Here is a 21,066-nt window from a genome sequence, read left to right on the forward strand (position 1 = left end):
TCAGCCTTTGGCGATCTTCTCGGCCGCCGCCTGCAGGGCCTCCACCGCCGCCCGGATCGACGGGCGGCGGTCGGCGTCCGCACGCCACACCGCGTACACATACCGGTGGACCCGATGGCGGACGGGCACGACCCGCACCCCGGGCGGCATCGGGTCACGGCCCAGCCGGGGCGCGACGCAGACGCCCAACCCGGCAGCGACCAGCGCGAGTTGGGTGTGATGCTCCTCCGCTCGATGGGCGATGCGCGGCTCGATGCCCTTGGTGCGCAGCGTGTAGACCAGCCACTCGTGACAGAACTCGCCCTCGGGCCACGCGACCCACTCGTCGTCCGCGAAGTCCTCCAGGTCGACCTCGCGCCGGTCGGCGAGCGGGTGCCCCTCGGGCATGGCGATCTCGACACGGTCGTCGAGGATCGCGGCCTTGGCGAGCCCTTCCGGCATGGGCAGCGGCTTGTTGTACCAGTCGAGGACGACGGCCAGGTCGGCGTCCCCTCGGACCACTGCGGCGACACCGTCCGCGGGCTCGAGCTCCCGCGACCGCAGGCGCAGCGCCGGATGGCCGGCGCGCAAGGTGGTGAGCGCGGCGGGGAACAGTCCCCGCAGTGCGGTGGGGAACGCGACGAGGCGCAGCTCACCGACCACCTGGCCGCGCTGTGCCTCCAGATCGGACTGGGCGAGCTCGACCTGCGACAGAATGCGCGCCGCGTGCTCGGCGAGCAGCCGCCCCGCGTCCGTGAGCCGCACACCCCGGCCGTTCCTGGCGAGGAGCTGCTGGCCGATCTCCCGCTCCAGCTTGGACATCTGCTGCGAAACGGCCGACGTCGTGATGTGCAGGCCCTCGGCGGCGCCACTGACCGAGCCGTGCCGGGCGAGGGCGTCGAGGGTGCGCAGGCGCTCCAGGTTCAACATGTAAGCAATGCTACGAGATATCGGGCCGGAAAACTCGATTGTGCTACGAGATTGTGTGGCGGATCGTTGCTGCCATGAGCACCGCCTCCTCCTCCGGGTCCGCCTCCAAAGGCTCCGCCTGCACCAGCTCCGTCTCCACCAGCCCCGTCTCCCCCAGCCCCGCCTCGACCGGCTCCCGCGCACCGGCCGAGGCCACGCCCCGCCCCCGCCTCGACTGGCGGCTGCGCTTCGCCGCACTGTCCCTGATCTGGGGATTCAGCTTCCTGCTGATCAAGGTGGGCACCGACGGCTACGCCCCCTTCCAGGTCACGCTGGGCCGACTGGTGTTCGGCACGGCGGTGCTCGCGGTCGCGATGGCGGTGAAGCGGGAGCGGTTGCCGCGGGGGGCCCGGACCTGGGGGCATCTGACGGTCGCCGCGTTCCTGCTCAACGCGCTGCCGTTCTCCCTGTTCGCGTACTCCGAGCTGACGATCCCGTCCACCCTCGCGGGTATCTGCAACGCGACCTCGCCGCTGTGGGGGATGGCCCTGTCCCTGGTCGCCCTCTCAGAAGACCGGCCGACTCGGATCAGGGTCGCCGGGCTCGGCGTCGGCTTCATCGGCGTTCTGACCGTGCTCGGAGCGTGGCAGGGCTTTCACGGGCTGGATGCCACGGGGACGGCGATGGCGCTGCTGGCCTCCTTGAGCTACCCGATCGGCTGGATATACGTCAGGCGCACACTGGCCGGCTCGAGTGCGTCGCATCTGTCGCTCACCGGTGCGCAGTTGCTGCTCGCCGCGGTGCAACTTGCCGTTGTGACGCCGGTGTTCACCGCCGCGCCGACCCGCTTTCCGATGCTGCCGCTGCTCGCGATCGTGGCGCTGGGAGCGCTCGGGACGGGGCTCGCGGTTCTGATTCAGTACGGGCTGGTCGCGGAGGTCGGGCCGACCACGGCCCAGATGGTCACGTACTTCATTCCTGTCATCGCCACGGTGGCGGGTGTCGCTGTGCTCGGCGAGTCGTTGACCTGGACCACACCGGTCGGGGCGGCGATCGTCCTTGTGGGGGCGGCGCTCACTCAGGTGAAGCGGGGCACCTGATGGTCGCCATGCCCGGCCGAGTCATGCGTAGCCCCTCGCCGGCGTCGACGCCACCGCCGTCGCCACCGCGTCGGCCAGCGGGGTGACCTCGTCCGGGGCGAGAGTCGCGACCGTGATCCGGATTCCGGGGGGTGCGCTCATGCGGAATCGTGCGCCCGGCGCCACCGCCCAGCCGGCGTGCAGCAGTCGGGCCACCGCGCCCGTCTCGTCGGGCACCGGCACCCACACATTCAGGCCGCTGCGGCCGTGCGCCGTGACCCCCCGCTCCGCCAGCGCCGCGATCAGCGCGTCACGGCGTGCGGCGTACGCCGCTGCCACCCTCGTCGGGTCGACGGCGCCCTCGGCCCACAGCCGCATGAGGGCCCGCTGGCCGAGGCGGCTCACCCAACCGGGACCGAGGCGCTGGCGTCCGCGTACCCGGTCGACGGTGACGGGGTCGCCGGTGAAGACGGCGAGCCGCAGGTCGGGGCCGTAGGCCTTGGCGGCCGAGCGGACGAAGGCCCAGCTGCGGGTGGTGCCGGCGAGGGCGTGCAGGGGCAGGTCGACGATGCCGTGACCGTGGTCGTCCTCGATGAGCAGGACGTCCGGGTGGTTCGTCAGCACGGATCGCAGGGCACGCGCGCGTGCGGCGGTCACGACCGCGCCCGTCGGGTTCTGCGCCCGGTCGGTGACGATCAGGGCGCGCGCCCCCGCCTCCAGGGCCCGGCGCACGTCGTCGGGCAGCGGGCCCTCGTCGTCCACGCCGACGGGGGCCGTTCGAAGCCCGACGGCCGGGACGAGGTCGAGCAGGCTGCCCCAGCCGGGGTCCTCGACGGCGACGGTGTCGCCGGGTTTGAGGTGGGCCGCGAGGACGCGTTCGATCACGTCGAGCGAGCCGGAGGCGACGGCGATCGGACCGTCCGGGACGCCGTCGGCGTCGAATGCGGCCCGCGCACTGCGCGCCAGCTCCGGTTCCACGGCAGCGTCCCCGTACATGACGGGCTCCCGGTCGTTCTGCTCGGCGGCCGCCGCGAACGCCTTGGCCAAGGCCGGCAGCAGGGCGGGGTCCGGGTTGCCTCCGGCCACGTCCCGTACGCCCTCCGGCACGTGCACCCGGATGGACTCGCGCCCGGTCGTGGCCGGCTTGGGGCGCACCCGGCTGCCCCGGCGCCCGGCCGTCTCGATGACTCCGCGCTCCCGCAGGGTCCGGTAGGCGGCCGCGACGGTATTGGGATTGACGCCCAGCTCCGCCGCCAAGTCCCGCATGGGAGGCAGAAGTTGACCCGGTTCCAGGTCACCGGCACCCACCGCACGCTCGACGCTCGACGCAATGTCCGCTGCGCGACGCCCTTCGATCGGATATCCTTCTAGCACAAAACAGATTATGCACTAGTGCAATAGAGATCGCAAGACGCATCGCCAGGCGCATCGCAAGGGAGACCGAAATGCAGGGGACCACACAGCCGACGCAGCAGCCCGCCGCCTATCCGGCGACCGACCGCACGGTCCCCACGCGCGCCCCGGACCGGGCCTCGTACGACAAGGAACTCGTGCACGCGATACTCGACGAGGCCTACGTCTGCCACCTCGGATTCGTCCGCGACGGCGCACCAGTCGTGCTCCCCACGCTGTTCGCCCGGGTCGGCGAGACGCTCTACGTGCACGGCTCGACGGGTTCACGCCCGCTGCGGATGACCGGCCGGGCCGACCCGGGACTGCCGGTCTGCCTGACGGTCACGCATGTCGACGCGCTGATCCTGGCCCGCTCGGCCTTCCACCACTCGATCAACTACCGGTCCGTGGTGGTGCACGGCACCGCGTACGACGTGACGGACCCGCAGGAGAAGCGGACCGCCCTGGACGCGCTCGTCGACCACGTCGTGGCCGGCCGGTCCCGGGACTCACGGCCCGCCGACAAGAAGGAACTGGCCGCCACCGCCGTCATCCGCCTCGACCTCGACGAGGTCTCCGCCAAGCTCCGCACCGGCGGCGTGAACGACGAGCCCGAGGACCTCACCCTCCCCCACTGGGCCGGCGTCGTTCCGCTGCGCAAGGGCTACGACGCGCCCGTCGGCGACCCCGACCTGGCCCCCGGCACCGAGCTCCCCGACTACCTCAGGGCGCTGTGATGCTGATCCACCCTTGGGACGCGCCCCGCGACGACGCCGAGTGGCAGCGGTGGCTGGCCGTCCACGACTTCGGGCACCTCGTCGTCAACGGCCCGGACGGCGAGCCGCCGTTCGCCCAGCCACTGCACTTCGCCTACGACGCCGAGCGCGGCGAGGTCGTCACCCACCTGGCCCGCCCGAACCCGATGTGGCCCGCGCTGCTGGCGCACCCCGAGGTCGTGCTGAGCGTGGTCGACGACTACGCCTACGTGCCCGGCCCGTGGCAGGCGGCACCGGACGCGCCGCCCGAGCACGGCGAACCGACCAGCTTCTACGCGGCGGTCCAGCTCCGCTGCCGGGCCCATGTCGTGGACGACCCGGCCGAGAAGGCCGAGCTCCTCAACCGCCAGGTCGGCCACTTCCAGCCGGAGGGAGGCTCGGCCGAGGTGGCGGTCGGCGAGGCACCGTTCGGCAGGCTGTTGTCCGGCGTCCGCGGGCTGCGGCTCGAAGTCACCGGCGTCCGCGCCAAGTTCAAGTACGCGGGCAGGCGCACGGCGGAGGTGCAGGACCGGATCGCCGCGAGGCTGACGGAACGGGCCGGTCCGGGTGACGCGGCGGCTCGCGACCACATGCTGCGTCGACGCCCGGCCTGAGCGAACGGGCGATCGACGACCCTCCCCTCACCCAAGGGGCCCCGCACCGGGCGGTGCGGGGCCCCTCCGCGCTCACGCCGGCAGCCGCCGCGCGCCCCGGGCCTCCGCCACCGCCAGCCCTGTGACGGAGCCGAGCATCAGCACGGTGCCGGCGAGGGTCGGTGCCGTCAGGTGCTCGCCGAGCAGGAGGACGGCGAGCACTGCCGCGCTGACCGGCTCCAGCAGCATGATCACGGACACGGTGGCCGACCGTACGGCCGCGGCGCCCGCGAAGTAGAGGGCGTACGCGAGGGCGGTGGGGACGGCCGCGATGTACGCCAGCAGCCAGGCCAGCTGTACAGGTTCGGCCGCGTGCGGCACGAGTCCCTCGGCGAGGGCGAACGGCAGCAGGCACAGGCTGGTGACCGCGAAGGACCGCACGGACGTACCGGCGGCGTCGGCCCCGCCGTCGCGGCCCCACTTGCGTGTCAGCAGGGTCATCACGCAGTACCCGGCCGCGGACACGAGCGCGAGCAGCACGCCCCACGGCCGTACGGTCGCGCCCTCGCCGCCGAGGGCCAGCACCGTGAGCCCGACGAGCGCACCGGCCACGGCCGCGACGCCGCCACGGCCGAGTCGCTCCCCCAGCGTCAGCCGGGCGCCGAGCGCGATGAACACTGGGCCGGCGCCGAGGGTGACGACCGTGCCCACGGCGAGTCCGGTGACGTCGACGGCAGCGAAGTACGCCGTCTGGAACACGGCGAGCCCGATGCCCGTGGCCCCGGCCCGCAGCGCCTTGCGACCGAGGGGCTCGGATGCGACGGCCTGCGCCCGCACACGCACGCGCGGCCGCAGGAGGCGGACGGTCAGCAGCAGCACGAAACCGATCGCGCAGCGCCAGAAGGAGAGGGCGACCGGCCCCATGTCACTGGCGCGGTAGACCAGGGAGGCGGCGGCGCCCGCGGTGCCCCAGGCGGCACCGGCGACGATCAGACAGAGAAGGCCACGCCCGATGGGCAGGCCGGAGACAGCGGTGTTCGACACGAGTTTTTCTCCGCAGACATGCAGAAGTGCTGGAAGGAGCCCGGGTCAGCGGGATCCGTGGACTTCGTCTGCGGGCAGCACCGTTCCGCCCGGCGTGACGCCGGGCAGGCGTTCCGGAGGGCCCGCCTCAGGCGGCCGGAGGCGGAAGAACGAGTGCCGTGGAGTGCATGATCCGCACCTTATGCGGCCGGCTCACGGGCCGACAAATCCCTTTCCGGACCGCCGCTCGCCACCGGCTCCGGGGAACCCTTCGTGGGCGCCGACGACTGCGCGATGAAGGCGCCGGCCAGGACGACCGCACCACCGATGATCTGCGGCGCGGACAGGTGCTCGCCGAGCAGGAACCAGGCCAGGACGGTCGCGATGACCGCTTCGAGGCACGCGACGACGCCGGCGACCTGCGGCGAGAGCCGGCGTACGGAGACGACACCGGTGACGTATGCGATCACCGTGGCGACCAGGACGATCCAGGACAGCAGCAGGACGGCCGCGACCGGGGTGCCGTCCATGTGCGCCGTGCCGCCGATCACGGACCAGTCCATCGTCCAGGGGCGGGCGACCACGGTGAGCACGCCGGCGCCGATCAGGAGGCCGTACGCGATCACGCCGAGGGGGTCGGGGGCGTCGGCACCGGAGTCGCTGCCCTGGTCGGACAGGACGAAGTAGCCGACCTGGCAGCAGGCGGCGCCGAGGGCGAGGAGCAGCCCGAGGGCGTCGAAGCTCAGCCCGGACCAGACCTCGACGACGCAGGCGAGGCCGCCGACCGCGAGGACGACCCCGAGCGCGGCGGCGGGCGTGACGGGCCGCCGCTGCACGAACCGCACCCAGCCGAGGACGAGCGCGGGGGCGAGGTACTCGACGAGCAGCGCGACACCCACCGGGATACGGGATATCGAGGCGAAGTAGAAGGCCTGCACGCCGGCCACGCCGAGCAGTCCGAACCCGGCGAGCAGGGCGGGGCGGCGGCGCAGCAGCGCGCGGTGGCGCACGGCGAGCGGCAGCATCACGAGGGCCGCGCCGGCGACCCGCAGCCACACGACGTGCAGCGGATCGAGGCCCGCCTCGATCAGGGGCTTTGCCGCGACACCGGACCCGCCGAAAGCGACCGCGGAACCGAGGGCCAGACCGAGCCCGAGGCCCTTGCCGCGGCCGGCCTCACTGTTTTCAGACATACGCACCGCCACATGATGACAGCCGATGACATGAGCGTCACCCCCGATGACACCTGTCTCATCGGGTGGACGGAGGGCAGCCTCGGGAGGGGATCAGGGAGTGCGCGCGCCTAGCGGGCGGTTTCGGAGCCCCCGACGTATTCGTCCCGGTGTGCGTCGATGCCGGTGCGCAGGGTGTTCGCGTCGATGCCGGCGCGTGCGAGCACCTCGACGGCGCGGGCCTGCGGGTCCACGACGATCGCCGCAAGAAGGTCAATGCCGCGGGCCTGCGTGTCGCCGCGCAAGGTGGCACGTCGGCGGGCGTAGTCCATGGCGCTCGCGGCCAGTGGGGAGAATCCGTCACCCTCCATGACCACGGGTACGCCGCCGGAGTCCTCGACGCTGCCCTGCCAGCGCAGGCCGTAGCCGATGGTGCGCTGAACGAGGTAGCCGAGGAGGCGGGCGATCTGGGGTCCTTCACCGAAGACCGCGTACACATCCCGGTCGTGCTCGAGGAGCGAGTGCAGCAGATGAGCCGTGTCGATCTGCCGGTCCCCGTCCCTGACCGCCCGGCGGCGGGCGCCGGAGATCACCGCTGCCAGCTCATCGCTGAGCCTGGCATCGTCCGCCGCGGCGTCCGGGCGCCGGCCGTCCTGCTCCTGGGCCGACTGCCGGGGGATACGGGGTTGCACATCCCCTACCTCATCAACCACTCCGAGCCGAGTCATCCCCGAGGGGAAGCATTTGCGCGTCCCACACAGAGTGGACTCGGGCGGCTGGAATCTCCTCCTTACGGATGAGATCAGGCCGAACGCCCCTGATGGGCGCGCGCCGTCCCGCCATGCGCGTCGGTCGGCCTGTCCGGCGTCTCCACATTCTCTGACGGTTCATCAGTATTGAATGTTCCGCGCCCCCCAGCTACGTTCCGCGACACCGTAGCCCGAGACGAAGGGGTGGTCGCATGGCCGAAGTCAGCGCGGAGGCACGCATCGAGGCACCGGCCGAGAAGGTCTGGGCGCAGCTGACGGACTGGTCGGCATGGAGCCAGTGGAACGCCACCCACACCAGCTTCCCCGGCGGCGGACCCGCGGCCCTCGAAGTGGGCGGGACCTTCCAGGAGAACATGAAGCTGATGGGATTCCCGGCCGAGGTCGAGTGGACCATCGAGGAACTGGAGCCGGCACGGGTGCTCGCCATTCGCGGCAAGGGCCCGATGGCGGTGACCGTGGCCACGCGCTACACACTGACCCCGGTCGGCGACAGCGCCACGACCGTGCGCATCGACGGGGAGTTCACGGGTGCGGCGGTGTCGTTGATGGCGGGCAAGCTCAAGGATTCGGCGACGGCGGCCCTGAACGAGTCACTGCGGAAGCTGGCGGGGCTGGTGACCTGAGGGCGGACCCTCAGCGCGCACAGCAAGGCGCCCCGCGAATCACTCCACGGGGCGCCTTCACCGACGGCGGGGAGGCCGCACGACAGTTGCCGTACGTCAGTCGCCGTACGTCAGTCGCCGCACGTCAGTCGCCGCACGACAGTCGCCGTACGTCAGTCCTCGTCGGCGAGGATCAGGTACAGCCGCTTCCGGGCGTCATTGATGACCGTCAGCGCCTTCTCGCGCTGCTCCTTGCTGCCCGTCTTCCAGACCTGTCCGAAGGCCTCCATCAGACCGAAGCCGGCCTGGCGGATCTCACCGAGGGCCTCCCAGTCGACACCACGGGAAGCCTCCTCCCAGGGCGCCTCGGGTCCGGCCTCGGCCGCCTCACGGCCCGCCTCCGTGAGCGAGAACAGCTTCTTGCCACCCTCACTCTCACTGGCGATCAGGCCCTCGTCCTCCAGCAGCTGGAGGGTGGGGTACACCGAGCCGGGACTGGGCTTCCAAGCCCCGCCGCTGCGCTCGGCGATCTCCTGGATCATCTCGTAGCCGTGCATGGGACGGTCTTTGAGCAGGGCGAGGATCGACGCGCGCACATCGCCGCGCCGCGCCCTCCCCCGCGGTCCGCCTCGACCACCCCTCGGCCCCCAGGGGCCGGGCCCGAATCCGGGCCCACCGAAGCCGGGGCCGCCAGGGCCACCCGGCCCGAACGGGCCGAAGGCGCCGCGAAGCCCCTCGAAGTCACCTCGGCCGTGATGACCGTGTCCACCGTGTCCACGCTCGAATCCATGGGAACGCATCGCAATCACTCCATTCCATCGTTGATCTGTCGCGATGCCTCAACGATATATCGGAAGAGTTCGTTAGGCAAGGGTGGAGTGAGATGTGTGGGCGGCGCCGGCGCTGAGCGGCGCCGGCATGCAGCGCATAGGGCCACCCGGCCCCGAAATCGGTCCAGCGCCCACGAATTGGCCTTGGCCGCCCTCACCGCACGCCCTCTACCGTCGCGACATGCGGATTCGAATCGTCGATGCCTTCACCGACCGCCCCTTCGGCGGCAACCCGGCCGGGGTCCTCCTCCTGGACGGCTTCCCGGAGGACGGCTGGCTTCAGGACGTGGCCAGGGAGGTCAATCACGCCGAGACGGCGTTCGCCCACCCGTTGGAGGAGGACAGGGAGGCCGACTGGGCCTTGCGGTGGTTCACGCCCGTCGCCGAGGTGGCGATGTGCGGGCACGCCACGCTCGCCACGGCCCACGTGCTGCACAGCACCGGCAGCCACGAGGGACCCGTACGGTTCGCCACCCGCAGTGGCGTACTCGTCGCCACGCCTCGCGGGGACGGCTCCATCACGCTCGACTTCCCGACGGCCCCGCTCACACCGGTCGAGGTGCCGGACGGGGTCGCGCAGGCGCTGGGCGCCGAGCCGCTCGTCGCCTTCGACACCGGCCCGAACCTCGGGGACCTGCTCCTCGAAGTGGCCGACGAGAAGACGGTCCGCTCCCTGAGCCCCGACCTCAAGGCCCTGGGCGCCCACTCCGAGCGCGGGATCATCGCCACCGCCCGCGCCGAGGACCCCGCCCGCGGCCACGACTACGTCTCCCGCTGCTTCTTCCCGAACGTCGGCATCGACGAGGACCCCGTCACCGGCAGCGCCCACACGGCCCTCGCGCCGTTCTGGTCCGAGCGCCTCGGCCGCACCGACCTCACCGGCCTGCAGGCCTCCCGTCGCTCCGGCCACGTCCGCACGGAACTGCGCGGCGACCGCACGCTGCTGAGCGGCCGAGCGGTGACCGTGATCGAGGGGGAGTTGACCGCCTAGACGCAGCGTCCGGTCCGCGCGGCGAGCGGACCGGCCGAGCATGCCGAAGGGGGCGTACGACAGTCTCGTACGCCCCCTTCGGCATGCGCTTGGCGACTGTCGACCCGGGTCACGCCGTAGGCAGCCACCCCACCTTGCCGGCCAGCAGCGCGTACCCCACGAACGCCCCTATGTCGAGCAGGGAATGCGCCACCACCAGCGGGCCCACCCGGCCCCAGCGCCGGTAGAGGTAGACGAACACCACGCCCATCGCCATGTTGCCGAGGAAGCCGCCGATGCCCTGGTACAGGTGGTACGAGCCGCGCAGTACGGAACTGGCCACCAGGGCGGTGCCCGGCGTCCAGCCCAACTGGTCCAGCCGGCGCAGCAGATAGCCGACGACGATGACCTCTTCGAGGATCGCGTTCTGCATCGCCGAGAGGATGAGCACCGGATACTTCCACCACACGTCGGGCAGCGCCTCGGGCACCACGGTGAGGTTGAAGCCGAGTCCACGAGCGGCCAGGTAGAAGGCGATTCCGGTGCTGCCGATCACTGCCGCGATGCCCGCGCCACGGCCGAGGTCCGGCCAGGGGCGAGTGCGGTCGAAGCCGAGGGTGCGCAGGCTCTGTCCCTCGCGCATCAGGAAGTGCGCGACGAGGGCGACGGGCACCAGCGCGGTCGTGATCCCGAACAGCTGCCAGGCGAGATCCAGCCAGGGACGGCCCGGCGCTGCCGAGGCGTTGAGTGTGGCCGCCTGGTCCTTGAGGCCCCCCGGTTTGGTGACCGAGCCGACAAAACTGATCAGGGCGGACACACCACTCGCACCGAGCGAAAGCCCCAGTACGAGCAGCGTCTCATCACGGAAGATCCGTCGCGAGGGCCGCTCACGCGGAAAAGAATCGGCCACGGGGCCTGCCTCGCCCTGCACACCTGCCTCCAGTTGGGTAATCCCGCCTCATCCTCATCGCCACCCCGCTAGGGTCTCGAATGCACTTACGAAGACCGTGCGCGACAGGCCGTTGGGGGGACGGGCGCCGTACGGGGCGCACCGCCCCTTTGCCTGCCATACGGCCGGACTCCGGCACGGGGTTCAGCAGGGCAACAGGGAGGGGCACCACCGTCATGGGACGTCACAGCTTGCCCGATCAGTATGGGGCGGGCGGCAGCGACCCCCGTCGACGCGGCCTCCTTCGACGCGCCCGCCGCCGCACCGTGGTCATCGCGACCGCCCTCGTCCTGACCGTCGCGGGCGGTACGGCCGCCGCGGTCAGGGGCGGGCTGCTCCCCTACGGCTCCTCCTGCCAGGACGACCCGGTACGGCTGACCCTGGCCGCCTCCCCCGACCTGGCCCCGGCCCTGCGAACGGCGGCGAAGCAGGCCAGGGAGGCCGACCTCACCTCGGACGGGCGATGCGTCGCCGTGACGGTGAGGGCTCGCGAGTCGTACGAGGTCGCGGACACGCTCCTGGCGGGCAAGGACCCCGACGCCGAGGTGTGGGTGCCGGACTCGGAGTTGTGGCTCCAGCGGCTCACGGCGGACGGCGGCACCGCCGCGGTCTCCACGGTGGGCCACGTGGCCTCCACGCCGGTCGGGGTGGCGACGGTGCCCGCGGCCGCGAAGTCGCTGGGGTGGCCCAGGAAGACGTACAGCTGGCTGGAGCTGGCCGGTGCCCGGCTGCGCGACGATTCGCTCCGGCTCGGCGCGGCCGACCCCGCGCGCAGCGCGACCGGGCTGCTCGCCCTCACGCAGCTGAGCACGGCGGCCGGCGCGGGCGAGGGCGGGGACACGCAGGCCGCGGCGATGATGAAGGCGCTGTCGCAGCGCGTCTCCGACAGCGACGCTCAGGTGCTCGAGACGCTGCCGCGCGACGCCTCGGGCACCGAGCTGGGCAACCCGAAACGCAACCAGGCGCTGGTCGTGAGCGAGCAGGCGGCGCACATGTACAACTCCAGGGCGGACGGCGGCAGCCTGGACTTCTTCTACCCGAAGGACGGCACACCCCGCCTCGACTACCCGTACGCCCTCCTCGACCAGACGGGGCTGACCACCGACGAGAGCCGGGCCGCGATCCGGTTCATGAGTTACCTCGGTGACGCTGGGCAGCGGCGGCTGCTGGAGCGGCACGGGTTCAGGACGTCCGACGACGCGGCGCCGCCCGACGCACTGGTCACCCGGGCGGGCGGCAGCAGTCCGCAGCCGTACGCGGAGCCGGCGGGCCGGCCGGCCTCGGCGGTCGCGGTCCAGGAGACGCTCGGCGTGTGGACGATCACCGTGCAGAGTGCGCGGATCACCACGGTCGTGGACGCCTCCGCGTCCATGGCCGAGCCGGTGCCGGGCACCGAGCAGTCGCGGATGGACGTCACCAAGGCATCGCTGTTGCAGGCTCTCGCCACGTTCACGGCCGACGACGAGATCGGCCTGTGGGACTTCGCCACCGAGTTGGACGGCGACAAGGACTACCGCGTCCTGGTGCCGACCGAGCGGCTCGGCGACGGGAACGGCGACGGCGCGCAGCGCGAAAGGCTCTCGAAGGCGTTCGGCGACCTGAAGCCGGTGCCGAACGGCGCGACCGGCCTGTACGACACCACGCTCGCCGCCTACAGGGCGGCGACCGGCTCCTACGCCAAGGGCAGGTTCAACGCCCTGGTCGTCCTGACCGACGGCAGGAACGAGGACCCGGGCAGCGTCTCGCGCGCCGACCTCGTCGCCCACCTCGAGCGCCTGACCAACCCTGAGCGCCCGGTCCCCCTGATCATGATCGCCGTCGGCCCGGACGCGGACCGCGAGGAAGCCGACCGCATCGCCAAGGCGACGGGAGGCTCGGGCCACGAGGTGACGGACCCGTCCCAGATCCACTCGGTGATACTGAAGGCCATCGTGGGGGCCGCGTCACCGGGCGCACCGAACTGAAGGAGGCCCCCGCCCGCCGAGCACACCGTCCCGCCTGTTCCCTCAACCCAGCGGCACCGGTTCCAGCAGCCCCACCGGCCACGTATGTACCGGATCCCCGCGGTACATCAGCTCGCGGTACCGGCGCGTCGTCGCCGCCAGGGCCGCCTCTCGGGACAGGCCCGACTCCAGGGCCCGGTGGAAGGTGGCCGCCTGCCAGGAGGCACCGTTCGTGCGCCTGCGGCATCGCTCCTCGATGACGCCCAGGTAGAAGTCCCGGTCGGCCGGTTCGACGCCCCACGCGTCCAGGCCGGCCTCGGCGAGCGGCAGCAGTTCGTCGCGTACGAGGCTCACCGCGTCGACCTCGGTCGTCCCGCCGTACCGCCCCCGCCGGGGCCAGCGCAGCCGCGCGTCGATGCCGTGCCTGCACGCCTCGTCGAAGTTGGCGGCCGCCGCCTCGAAGGGCAGCCGTGTCCACACGGGCCGCGACTCCTCGGCGAGGGCGCGGACGACGCCGTAGTAGAACGCCGCGTTGGCGACGACGTCCGTGACGGTCGGCCCGGCGGGCAGGACGCGGTTCTCCACACGCAGATGTGGGACGCCGTCGGCGATGCCGTAGACCGGCCGGTTCCAGCGGTACACGGTGCCGTTGTGCAGGACGAGTTCGGCGAGCGACGGAGTGCCACCGGCGTTCAGGACGTCGAGGGGGTCCTCGTCGTCGCAGATCGGCAGCAGGGCCGGGAAGAACCGCAGGTTCTCCTCGAAGAGGTCGTACGCCGAGGAGATCCACCGCTCCCCGAACCAGGTGCGTGGCCGCACGCCCTGGGCCTGGAGCTCGGGCGGACGGGTGTCGGTGGACTGCTGGAACAGCGGCGGCCGCGACTCCCGCCACAGCTCGCGCCCGAAGAGGAACGGTGAGTTGGCGCCCACGGCGACCTGGGCCGCGGCGACCGCCTGAGCCGCGTTCCAGACGTCGGCGAAGCGGCCCGGGGTGACCTGGAGGTGCAGCTGCACGGAGGTGCAGGCGGCCTCCGGGGCGATGGAGCCCGAGGTACACGTCAGGCGCTCCACACCGTCGATGTCGAGCGTGAACTCCTCACCGCGGGCGGCCACGATCTGGTCGTTGAGCAGGGTGTAGCGGTCGACGGCGGAGAGGTTCGACGAGACCAGGTCGTCCCGGTCCAGCGTCGGCAGAATGCCGATCATCACGATTCCCGCGTCAAGCTCACTCGCTTTTCGGTCGGCATATGCCAGAGACGTACGGAGCTCTTCGGCCAGCCGGTCGAATACCCGCTCCTGAAGCCGGTGCGGGGCGATGTTGACTTCCAGATTGAACATGGCGAGTTCTGTTTGGAAATCGCGGCTCGCGATCCGCTCCAGTACCTGCATGTTCAACATTTTCGGCATGCCGTCGGCGCCGGCGAGATTCAATTCGATCTCCAGCCCCATGAGGTTCTTGGGGCGGTCGAACCGCTTCTCCTCCAGCAGCCGCTCCAGGCCCGTCAGACACTGCCGCAACTTCTCGCGGTAGTGCTGGCGATCGGACAGATCGAACCGACCTGCCACGACCTTCTCCCCCATCGAAGCTTCCCTCCTCGGATGGCCGGGCTCTGCGGCCCGCTCGGCGGACCCTGGATCCGACCTCCGGTCCCGGGTCAGGTGGGATGATGCCCAGTGGAAGCGATCGATAACGTCCCGCGGCGACCCGGCGGCCGCTACTCTGTCGGACGTGACCGGCGGCACATTCACCGGGCATGGGGCACTATGCAGTTGCGGACGGCTCAAGGAACTCGTGAAAAACGCCGACGAGAATTGGCCGACCGCACCCGGGGTATTTTTCGAGGTCATGGACGTATGGCCGGTCGGCAATCGGGATGATTCCCGCAAATCACCGGCCGAATGGGCCCTTGCCGGGTGCACCAAAAGCGGCTAGATGAAACATCGTCTGAACACTCGTCGTATAAACTCCGCAATCAAGGCAGAGGGTTGGCGCCCACGGTCCCAGGGACCTGCCGTCAGGTGACGTACGGCAGGCTCGCGCATCCCCCTCGCGTTCCCAGACCCCGGCCCCCGCCTCTCTGACCTCCGTGAGCAGACAGCGCCGTCCGCCCCCGCCACGCCCTCGCGCCACCGTGCCTGTCAATGAGAGGCGACCCACCATGCCGCTGCATGTTCCCCCGGCTCCCGCGCCCGCACTTCGCTCCGTCCTCACCGCACTCGGCTCGCCCACCGCGGTCCGCGAGGCCCGAACACCCTCCCTGCGCGCCGCCCAGGGCCCCGCGACACCCGAACTCCCGCTGCCCGTGCACGTCGTGGACGAGATCACCCCGGCAGGCGTGACCGCGACCCGGCTGGCCGGCTGGCGCTTCTTGATCCGGTGCGGCGAACGAGCGGTGGCCGCGGCCGAGACCCGGCTGACCCCGGACGGCTGGGCGTTCTCGCACTTCTTCGAGGGCCCCTACATCGCCTCCACCGAGCGCGCGCTGCGCCAGGCCGAGACGATCGCACAGCCCTTCCAGCCGCGCCTGCTGTCGTTCCCCCGCCTCTACATGCTCACCCTCTGGCTGCACGCCGACTGCACCGCCGACGCCGCCACCGGCCACCCCGCCGCCACGGACCTCCTCGTGCCGCTGGCCCCCGCCCCGCCCGGCATCGCGGCCCATCTGCCGCATCTGGTCGCCGAACTGCTCCCGGTGCTGACCCACCGGGCGACCCCGGCCCCGCTGCCCCCGCTGCCTCCGCTGCTCGGCTCACCCGCCTGACAGCGCACCGCGCGAGCGCCCGTGTACCCCGACGCCCCATTCCCGGGCGGCGGGGTACACCGCTTTAGCACACGCGACACCCGGCGGCATTCGGCACTCGTACGAGCAGGAAAGCACTCGCTTGAGCGCACAATAGTCGAGCGAGCGAGAAAAGTATCGCTCGCGCGAGCGACAATGCGCTCGAACGAGCCACCGAGGCCCCCGGCCCGTCTGGACTAGCCCCATCCGACCACGGCGAACCACCCGAAATGACAGTGGAGTTGGGATGAACCGTCCGCGCGGGTGATGCGTCATCAACCTGTGAGAAAGCGGTGCTGCGAAATCCCTGCGGATTGACGCCCGTGGGGCAACACTGGGTTCCGACCGACTAATCACAACGGGGGGCGGCCATGAACGAAGCTTCACGCCGCGATACAGACGCCACAGCCATCTCACACATCACGACAGAGCGAAAGATCCCATCCATGTGCCAGCACCAGCCACCGTGCCCGTCAGCCGACTCCGCCGACCGGGAATCCGCCCGTCTCGTGGCGCACCACCCGGAGCAGGGTTGGAGCCTGCTGTGCAACGGTGTCCTGCTCTTCGAGGACACCGGTGAGCTCCTGCCGGACGGCCAGATCATCGCCCCGCACCGTCCGCTGGGCACCGGCAAGGTGATGACCGCCGCGTAGCGCCTGCTCCGGCGCCACGCCGGAGAGGTCCCGCAGCACTACCGGGCAAGCGATGACCGGAGCCCGGCGTACTCCCAGGGGCCGGTCGCAGACGCTGACTGCGAGCCGGCCCCCACGTGTATCCAGACGTGGTCACTCAGCGTAGTCCCCCGTGCGCCTGAGGCGGCGACCCACCTACCTCAACGCCTGACGTATCGCGAAGTACGCCGGCTTCGGACGCAGTTGCTCGTCCCACGGCAGCGCGGCACCCTCACCCTCGAAGAACGCCGGGATCCAGGAGTACTTGTCGGTGTAGTCCCAGACGGTGACGCCGACACACCGGCGCACGGCCAGGCAGGCCTCGGTCAGATCCCGGTACCACTCGGCCTGCTGGGCAAGTTTCTCCTCGGTCGCGGGAAGGATCATCCGGATGTCGACCTCGGTGAGCGCGGTGTCGAGCCCCAGCCCGGCGAAGCGCCGGAGGTTGTCCTCCAGCGTGGTCGGGTAGCCGTACTGCAGGGCCAGATGGGCCTGGAGGCCGATGCCGTCGAGCGGTACGCCCTGGGCCTTCAGCTCCTTGGCGAGACGGTAGTAGGCGTCGCTCTTCGGGCCGACCGCCTCGATGTTGTAGTCGTTGAGATAGAGCTTGACCTTCGGGTCGGCCTGGCGGGCCCAGCGCAGGGCGTCGGCGATGTAGCCGGGGCCGAGCGTCTGGTAGAAGACCGTCTCGCGGTAGGTGCCGTCCTCGTTGAAGGCCTCGTTGACGACGTCCCAGGCGAACACCTTGCCCCGGTAGTGCCGTACCTCCCGCTGGATGTGGTTCTTCAGTACGGCCCTCAGCTCGTCCGCGCTCCATTCGCGGCCGGTCAGCCAGCCGGGCAGCTGGCTGTGCCAGACGAGGGTGTGGCCGCGCACCTTCTGGTGGTGGGCGCGGGCGAGGTTCACGATCTCGTCGCCCTTGGCGAAGTCGAACACGCCCTGCTGGGGCTCGGTGGCGTACCACTTCATGCCGTTGCCGGGGGTGATCTGGTCGAACTCGCTGCCCAGGAGCGCCTTGTACGGCTCGTCGACGAGCTCGGGGTTGTCGGTCGCGCTGCCGAAGTAGCGGCCGTGACGCTGGGCGAGCTCGGCGAGGGTGGGCGGCTTGCCGTGGGCCTGGGCCGCCGGGCCGCTCGCGACGCCCGCGGCGATCAGGACGGCGGTGAGGGCGCCGGCGAGTCTCAGACGGTTCTTGCGCATGGTGCGACTCCTCACGTAACGGTGGTGTGTTGAGCCGTACGTCCGCCTGCGCGCGTCAGCCCTTCGTCGCGCCGGCGGTCAGGCCGCCGACGAGCTGGCGCTCGGCGACCGAGTAGAAGGCGAGGGCGGGGACCATGGCCAGCACCAGGTAGGCGAAGACGCGGGCATAGTCGGCGGAGTACTGACCCTGGAACTGCTGGACGCCGATCGGGATGGTCCACCACGTGGAGTCGGTGAACACCAGCAGCGGCAGGAAGAAGTTGTTCCAGCTGGTGACGACGGCGAGGACCGAGACAGTGCCCAGCGCCGGCCGCGCCATGGGAAGCAGCACCCGCCAGAAGAAGCCGAAGGAGGTGCACCCGTCGAGCGTGGCCGCCTCCTCCAACTCGCCGGGGATGTCACGGAAGAAGCCGCGCAGGATGATGATGGTCATCGGCAGCCCGAAGGCTGCTTGCGGGAGGATCACGCCGAGCGGATTGTCCAGCAGGCCCAGGGAGCGCAGCAGCAGGAACAGCGGGAGGGCCGCGACCGCGAAGGGGAACATCAGCCCCATCGTGAAGAGGGTGAACAACGTCTCCCGGCCCCGGAAGGCGAACCGTGCGAAGGAGAAGGCCGAGAGCGCGGAGACCGCCACGACCAGGACGGTCGTCCCCACCGCGATCAGTGTGCTGTTGCCGATCAGCCGCCAGAAGTCCCCCGAGCCGAGGATGCCCGTGTAGTTCCCGGGCACCCACGACTCCGGCAGCCCGACCGGGTTGCGGGAGAGCTCGTCGGTGGACTTGAAGCCGGACACGACGGCGTAGAGCAGCGGCACGACCATCACGGCGCCGACCACCACGAGGATCACGTGCAGCGGCAGACTCTTCCTGCCGGCCTTCCCGCCGGCCTTCCCGCCGGCCTTCCCGCCGATCTTCCCGCCGATCTTCTCACCGGCCATCGTGCCGGACCTGACCGTCACTTGGCGCCTCCCCGCATGGTCGTGGTGGCCCCTTCGAGATCGCGGCGGAGCACGAACCGCTGGTAGGCGAGGGCGAAGACGAGGCTGATGCCGAACATGACCACGCTGATCGCGCTGGCGTAGCCGACCTGATAGCGCTTGAAGCCGTACTGGAACATGGTCACGGCCATCGTCTCGGAATGGTGGTCGGGACCGCCCGCGGTGGTCACCCAGACCAGGTCGAAGAGCTGGATCGACCCGATGACGGACAGGAACACGCTGATCCGCAGGGTCGGCGCGAGAAGCGGGAGGGTGACGCTGCGGAAGCGCTGCCAGGCGTTCGCACCGTCGATCAGCGCGGCCTCGGTCAACTCGGCGGGGATGGACTGGAGTCCGGCCAGGTAGAGCATCATGTGGAAGCCGAAGTACTTCCACGTCATGACCAGGAAGAGGGTGGCCATGACGGTGGACGGGTCGGCGAACCACTCGCCGCCGAGCCCGTCCAGGCCGACGTGGCCCAGGATCTGGTCGGCGAAGCCGTCGCCGGGGGCGAAGATCATGCCGAACAGGACGCCGGTGATGGCTTCGGACAGGACGTACGGCCCGAAGAACAGCATCCGGTAGAAGGCCCGGCCCCGCAGCTTCTGGTTGAGCAGTACGGCCATGGCAAGCGCGAACGGCAGCTGGACGGCGAGCGAGAGCACGACCAGGAGCAGGCAGCGCCACAGGTCGCCGAGGAAGACGGGGTCCTGGAAGAGCCGGGTGAAGTTGTCGGCGCCGATGTAGTCGGACGGCATGCCGAACCCGCCCCAGCGGAAGAAGGCGGCGTACAGCGCGAACAGCATCGGCAGCAGCACCAGGACGAGGAACAGCACCAGTGCCGGCACCTGGAAGCCGACCGCGGTGAGCCAGTGCAGCGCCCGACGCCGGGCTCGCCCGCGAGCCGCACCGGTGGGCGGGGGCGTGCGATCGGCGGCGGGGCCGGTGCGTTTGTCCGGCAGGAACGTGGAGGTCATCGCCGGCTACTGCTCTTCTTTCGCGGTCTGCGTGATCGACTCGACGACCTGCTGGGGTGACTTGGACCCGGCGACGAGGGCGCCGACGCTGTCGTTGACCTCCTGGCCGACGGCGGGCGCGTAGGCCTGGTCGAGATAGAGCTGGAAGCCGGTGGCGCCCTTCAACTGCGCCTGTACGGCCTTGATGTTGGCGTCGGTGATGGCGCGCTCGGCGGCCGGGACCACCGGCAGGACGCCCGTCTCCTTGACCAGCTCCACGTCGGTCGCCTCGGAGGCGAAGAACTTCAGGAAGTCGACGGCGGCCTGCGGAGCCCCGCTGCGCAGGGCGTGTCCGCCGCCCCCGCCGAAGACCTCGGTGATCGCGCCCTTGCCGCCGGCGACCTCGGGGAACGGGAAGAACCCGAGGTCCTCGCCAAGCCCCTTGCCGGCGTCCGCCTGCACGACCGGGGCCCACTGCCCCATGAGCTCCATCGCCGCCTTGCCGTTGCCGACGGCCGCGGCCTGGCCGGTCGGGGTGGAGTAGGCGGCGCCGAGGAAGCCTTTCTGGAACGGCTGGAGGTCGACGAGTTCCTGGAGGTGCCGGCCGGCCTGTACGAAGGCGTCGCCGGTGAAGTCCTTGTCGTCGTAGGCCTTCTGGAGGGCGGAGGCGCCCGCGGTGCGCATCGAGAGGTACGCCCAGTAGTACATGCCGGGCCACTTCTCCTTGCCCGCGAGGGCGAGCGGGGTGATGCCCTTGGCCTTCAACTTCTTTACGGCGTCGAGGAATCCGCTCCAGGTGGTCGGCGGCTCGCCGACCCCCGCATCCTTGAAGAGCGCCTTGTTGTACCAGAAGCCGATCATGCCGATGTCGAACGGGATGCCGTAGACCTTCTCGTCCAGGAGGTACGGCTCCTTGGCGACCGGCAGCAGGCCGTCGGCGAAGTCCTTGGTGCGGTCGGTGAGGTCCTCGACCAGCCCGGCGTCGACCTGCTGCTTCAGGACGCCGCCGCCCCAGGTGTGGAAGATGTCGGGCAGCTTCCCGGAGGCGGTCAGGGCCGTCATCTTCGACTTGTACGCGTCGTTCTCCAGCTGGACGATCTTTACCTTCACCTTGGGGTTCTGGGCCTCGAACTTCTTGGCCAGCGCCGCCCAGACTCCCTTCGTCGGCTCGGTGGTGGAGATGTTCCACCACTCGATGGTGGTGGTGCCGTCCGACGACCCTCCGTCCGAGTCTCCGCCGCAACCGCTCAGTGCCGTCATGCCCAGACCGGCCCCGGCGGAGGCCGCCAGGAAGCCGCGGCGGGACAGTCCCGGGTCGCCCATCATGCGCTCCTTGGGTACGGGACGGCGCCCACCACGGCCACCGTCCGCTGCATCGAAAGTTTCGGAACTAATTCAGAAAGCTTCGTTGCTGCCGCACCCTAGATACAGCTACCAAACGGTGGCAACCCTTTGGACAAGGCGAATTGAACTCCTCCCTGCTTCGAGCTGCGGGTGATCGAAACATTCGCCAACGC

Annotated in this window: 21 protein-coding genes; 9 read left to right on the plus strand and 12 right to left on the minus strand. The window is 70.7% G+C overall.

The genetic code is table 11. The features are described from left to right. A complete protein-coding gene (locus tag ACFY5C_RS24785; protein ID WP_389447591.1) occupies positions 1-909 on the minus strand; it encodes a LysR family transcriptional regulator in 909 nt (302 codons plus the stop codon). A 38-nt stretch (positions 910-947) separates the two neighbouring features. Between ACFY5C_RS24785 and ACFY5C_RS24790 the strand changes: the two genes are divergently transcribed. Further along, positions 948-1,988 carry a DMT family transporter gene (locus ACFY5C_RS24790; RefSeq protein ID WP_389447593.1) on the plus strand — a complete coding sequence of 347 codons (1,041 nt, stop codon included), beginning with the start codon at positions 948-950 and terminating at the stop codon, positions 1,986-1,988. 21 nt (positions 1,989-2,009) lie between these two features. On the opposite strand, the gene ACFY5C_RS24795 is transcribed toward ACFY5C_RS24790, so the two are convergent. After that, a complete protein-coding gene (locus ACFY5C_RS24795; RefSeq protein WP_389447595.1) occupies positions 2,010-3,341 on the minus strand; it encodes an aminotransferase class I/II-fold pyridoxal phosphate-dependent enzyme in 1,332 nt (443 codons plus the stop codon). Positions 3,342-3,412: 71 nt separating this feature from the next. Between ACFY5C_RS24795 and ACFY5C_RS24800 the strand changes: the two genes are divergently transcribed. Beyond that, a complete protein-coding gene (locus ACFY5C_RS24800; protein ID WP_389447597.1) occupies positions 3,413-4,096 on the plus strand; it encodes a pyridoxamine 5'-phosphate oxidase family protein in 684 nt (227 codons plus the stop codon). Next, positions 4,096-4,728 carry an FMN-binding negative transcriptional regulator gene (locus tag ACFY5C_RS24805; protein ID WP_389447599.1) on the plus strand — a complete coding sequence of 211 codons (633 nt, stop codon included), beginning with the start codon at positions 4,096-4,098 and terminating at the stop codon, positions 4,726-4,728. Before ACFY5C_RS24800 ends, ACFY5C_RS24805 begins: the two co-directional genes overlap by 1 nt. A gap of 72 nt (positions 4,729-4,800) precedes the next feature. On the opposite strand, the gene ACFY5C_RS24810 is transcribed toward ACFY5C_RS24805, so the two are convergent. The 3 genes from ACFY5C_RS24810 to ACFY5C_RS24820 all read right to left on the minus strand — a co-directional run bounded on the left by ACFY5C_RS24810 (position 4,801) and on the right by ACFY5C_RS24820 (position 7,594). Then, on the minus strand, positions 4,801-5,751 hold the full coding sequence (locus ACFY5C_RS24810) for a DMT family transporter (protein WP_389447601.1): 951 nt from the start codon (positions 5,749-5,751) through the stop codon (positions 4,801-4,803). Positions 5,752-5,930: 179 nt separating this feature from the next. Beyond that, positions 5,931-6,923 carry a DMT family transporter gene (locus tag ACFY5C_RS24815; protein ID WP_389447603.1) on the minus strand — a complete coding sequence of 331 codons (993 nt, stop codon included), beginning with the start codon at positions 6,921-6,923 and terminating at the stop codon, positions 5,931-5,933. Positions 6,924-7,033: 110 nt separating this feature from the next. Further along, positions 7,034-7,594 carry a Clp protease N-terminal domain-containing protein gene (locus tag ACFY5C_RS24820; RefSeq protein ID WP_389447604.1) on the minus strand — a complete coding sequence of 187 codons (561 nt, stop codon included), beginning with the start codon at positions 7,592-7,594 and terminating at the stop codon, positions 7,034-7,036. Positions 7,595-7,863: 269 nt separating this feature from the next. Here ACFY5C_RS24820 and ACFY5C_RS24825 point away from each other — a divergent pair, with 269 nt between their 5' ends. Then, complete coding sequence (locus tag ACFY5C_RS24825) at positions 7,864-8,295, plus strand: SRPBCC family protein (protein WP_389447606.1); 432 nt, start codon at positions 7,864-7,866, stop codon at positions 8,293-8,295. 152 nt (positions 8,296-8,447) lie between these two features. On the opposite strand, the gene ACFY5C_RS24830 is transcribed toward ACFY5C_RS24825, so the two are convergent. Further along, entirely contained in the window at positions 8,448-9,074 is a 627-nt protein-coding gene (locus ACFY5C_RS24830; RefSeq protein WP_389447608.1) for a PadR family transcriptional regulator, read from the minus strand. A 211-nt stretch (positions 9,075-9,285) separates the two neighbouring features. On the opposite strand from ACFY5C_RS24830, the gene ACFY5C_RS24835 reads away from it, so the two are divergent. Beyond that, on the plus strand, positions 9,286-10,095 hold the full coding sequence (locus ACFY5C_RS24835; protein ID WP_389447610.1) for a PhzF family phenazine biosynthesis protein: 810 nt from the start codon (positions 9,286-9,288) through the stop codon (positions 10,093-10,095). A 109-nt stretch (positions 10,096-10,204) separates the two neighbouring features. On the opposite strand, the gene ACFY5C_RS24840 is transcribed toward ACFY5C_RS24835, so the two are convergent. Beyond that, positions 10,205-11,005, minus strand: coding sequence for a CPBP family intramembrane glutamic endopeptidase (locus ACFY5C_RS24840; RefSeq protein WP_389447612.1), 801 nt, complete (start codon positions 11,003-11,005; stop codon positions 10,205-10,207). A 194-nt stretch (positions 11,006-11,199) separates the two neighbouring features. Here ACFY5C_RS24840 and ACFY5C_RS24845 point away from each other — a divergent pair, with 194 nt between their 5' ends. Continuing rightward, entirely contained in the window at positions 11,200-12,987 is a 1,788-nt protein-coding gene (locus tag ACFY5C_RS24845; RefSeq protein ID WP_389447614.1) for a substrate-binding and VWA domain-containing protein, read from the plus strand. Positions 12,988-13,029: 42 nt separating this feature from the next. Here the strand turns inward: ACFY5C_RS24845 and ACFY5C_RS24850 are convergent, their stop codons facing one another. Next, on the minus strand, positions 13,030-14,547 hold the full coding sequence (locus tag ACFY5C_RS24850) for a glutamate--cysteine ligase (protein ID WP_389447616.1): 1,518 nt from the start codon (positions 14,545-14,547) through the stop codon (positions 13,030-13,032). A gap of 148 nt (positions 14,548-14,695) precedes the next feature. Here ACFY5C_RS24850 and ACFY5C_RS24855 point away from each other — a divergent pair, with 148 nt between their 5' ends. The 3 genes from ACFY5C_RS24855 (at position 14,696) to ACFY5C_RS24865 (ending at position 16,399) form a co-directional block, all read left to right on the plus strand. Continuing rightward, positions 14,696-14,899: a hypothetical protein gene (locus ACFY5C_RS24855; protein WP_389447617.1), complete on the plus strand. Its 204-nt coding sequence runs from the start codon at positions 14,696-14,698 to the stop codon at positions 14,897-14,899. A gap of 226 nt (positions 14,900-15,125) precedes the next feature. Continuing rightward, positions 15,126-15,728 carry a hypothetical protein gene (locus ACFY5C_RS24860; protein ID WP_389447619.1) on the plus strand — a complete coding sequence of 201 codons (603 nt, stop codon included), beginning with the start codon at positions 15,126-15,128 and terminating at the stop codon, positions 15,726-15,728. 464 nt (positions 15,729-16,192) lie between these two features. Next, positions 16,193-16,399 carry a DUF5999 family protein gene (locus tag ACFY5C_RS24865; protein WP_030053671.1) on the plus strand — a complete coding sequence of 69 codons (207 nt, stop codon included), beginning with the start codon at positions 16,193-16,195 and terminating at the stop codon, positions 16,397-16,399. Between the two features lie 174 nt (positions 16,400-16,573). On the opposite strand, the gene ACFY5C_RS24870 is transcribed toward ACFY5C_RS24865, so the two are convergent. From ACFY5C_RS24870 to ACFY5C_RS24885, 4 genes are all read right to left on the minus strand, one after another. Beyond that, positions 16,574-17,617, minus strand: a complete 1,044-nt coding sequence (locus ACFY5C_RS24870; RefSeq protein WP_389447620.1) for an endo-1,4-beta-xylanase — start codon at positions 17,615-17,617, stop codon at positions 16,574-16,576. 55 nt (positions 17,618-17,672) lie between these two features. Then, positions 17,673-18,437 carry a carbohydrate ABC transporter permease gene (locus tag ACFY5C_RS24875; RefSeq protein WP_389447674.1) on the minus strand — a complete coding sequence of 255 codons (765 nt, stop codon included), beginning with the start codon at positions 18,435-18,437 and terminating at the stop codon, positions 17,673-17,675. A gap of 134 nt (positions 18,438-18,571) precedes the next feature. Then, entirely contained in the window at positions 18,572-19,570 is a 999-nt protein-coding gene (locus tag ACFY5C_RS24880; protein ID WP_389447622.1) for a carbohydrate ABC transporter permease, read from the minus strand. A 6-nt stretch (positions 19,571-19,576) separates the two neighbouring features. After that, positions 19,577-20,872 (minus strand): extracellular solute-binding protein, encoded by a 1,296-nt coding sequence (locus tag ACFY5C_RS24885; RefSeq protein WP_389447676.1) that lies wholly within the window; start codon positions 20,870-20,872, stop codon positions 19,577-19,579. Positions 20,873-21,066 lie beyond the last annotated feature (194 nt).

Source organism: Streptomyces sp. NPDC012935, from assembly GCF_042900345.1.
Taxonomy (GTDB): Bacteria; Actinomycetota; Actinomycetes; order Streptomycetales; family Streptomycetaceae; genus Streptomyces.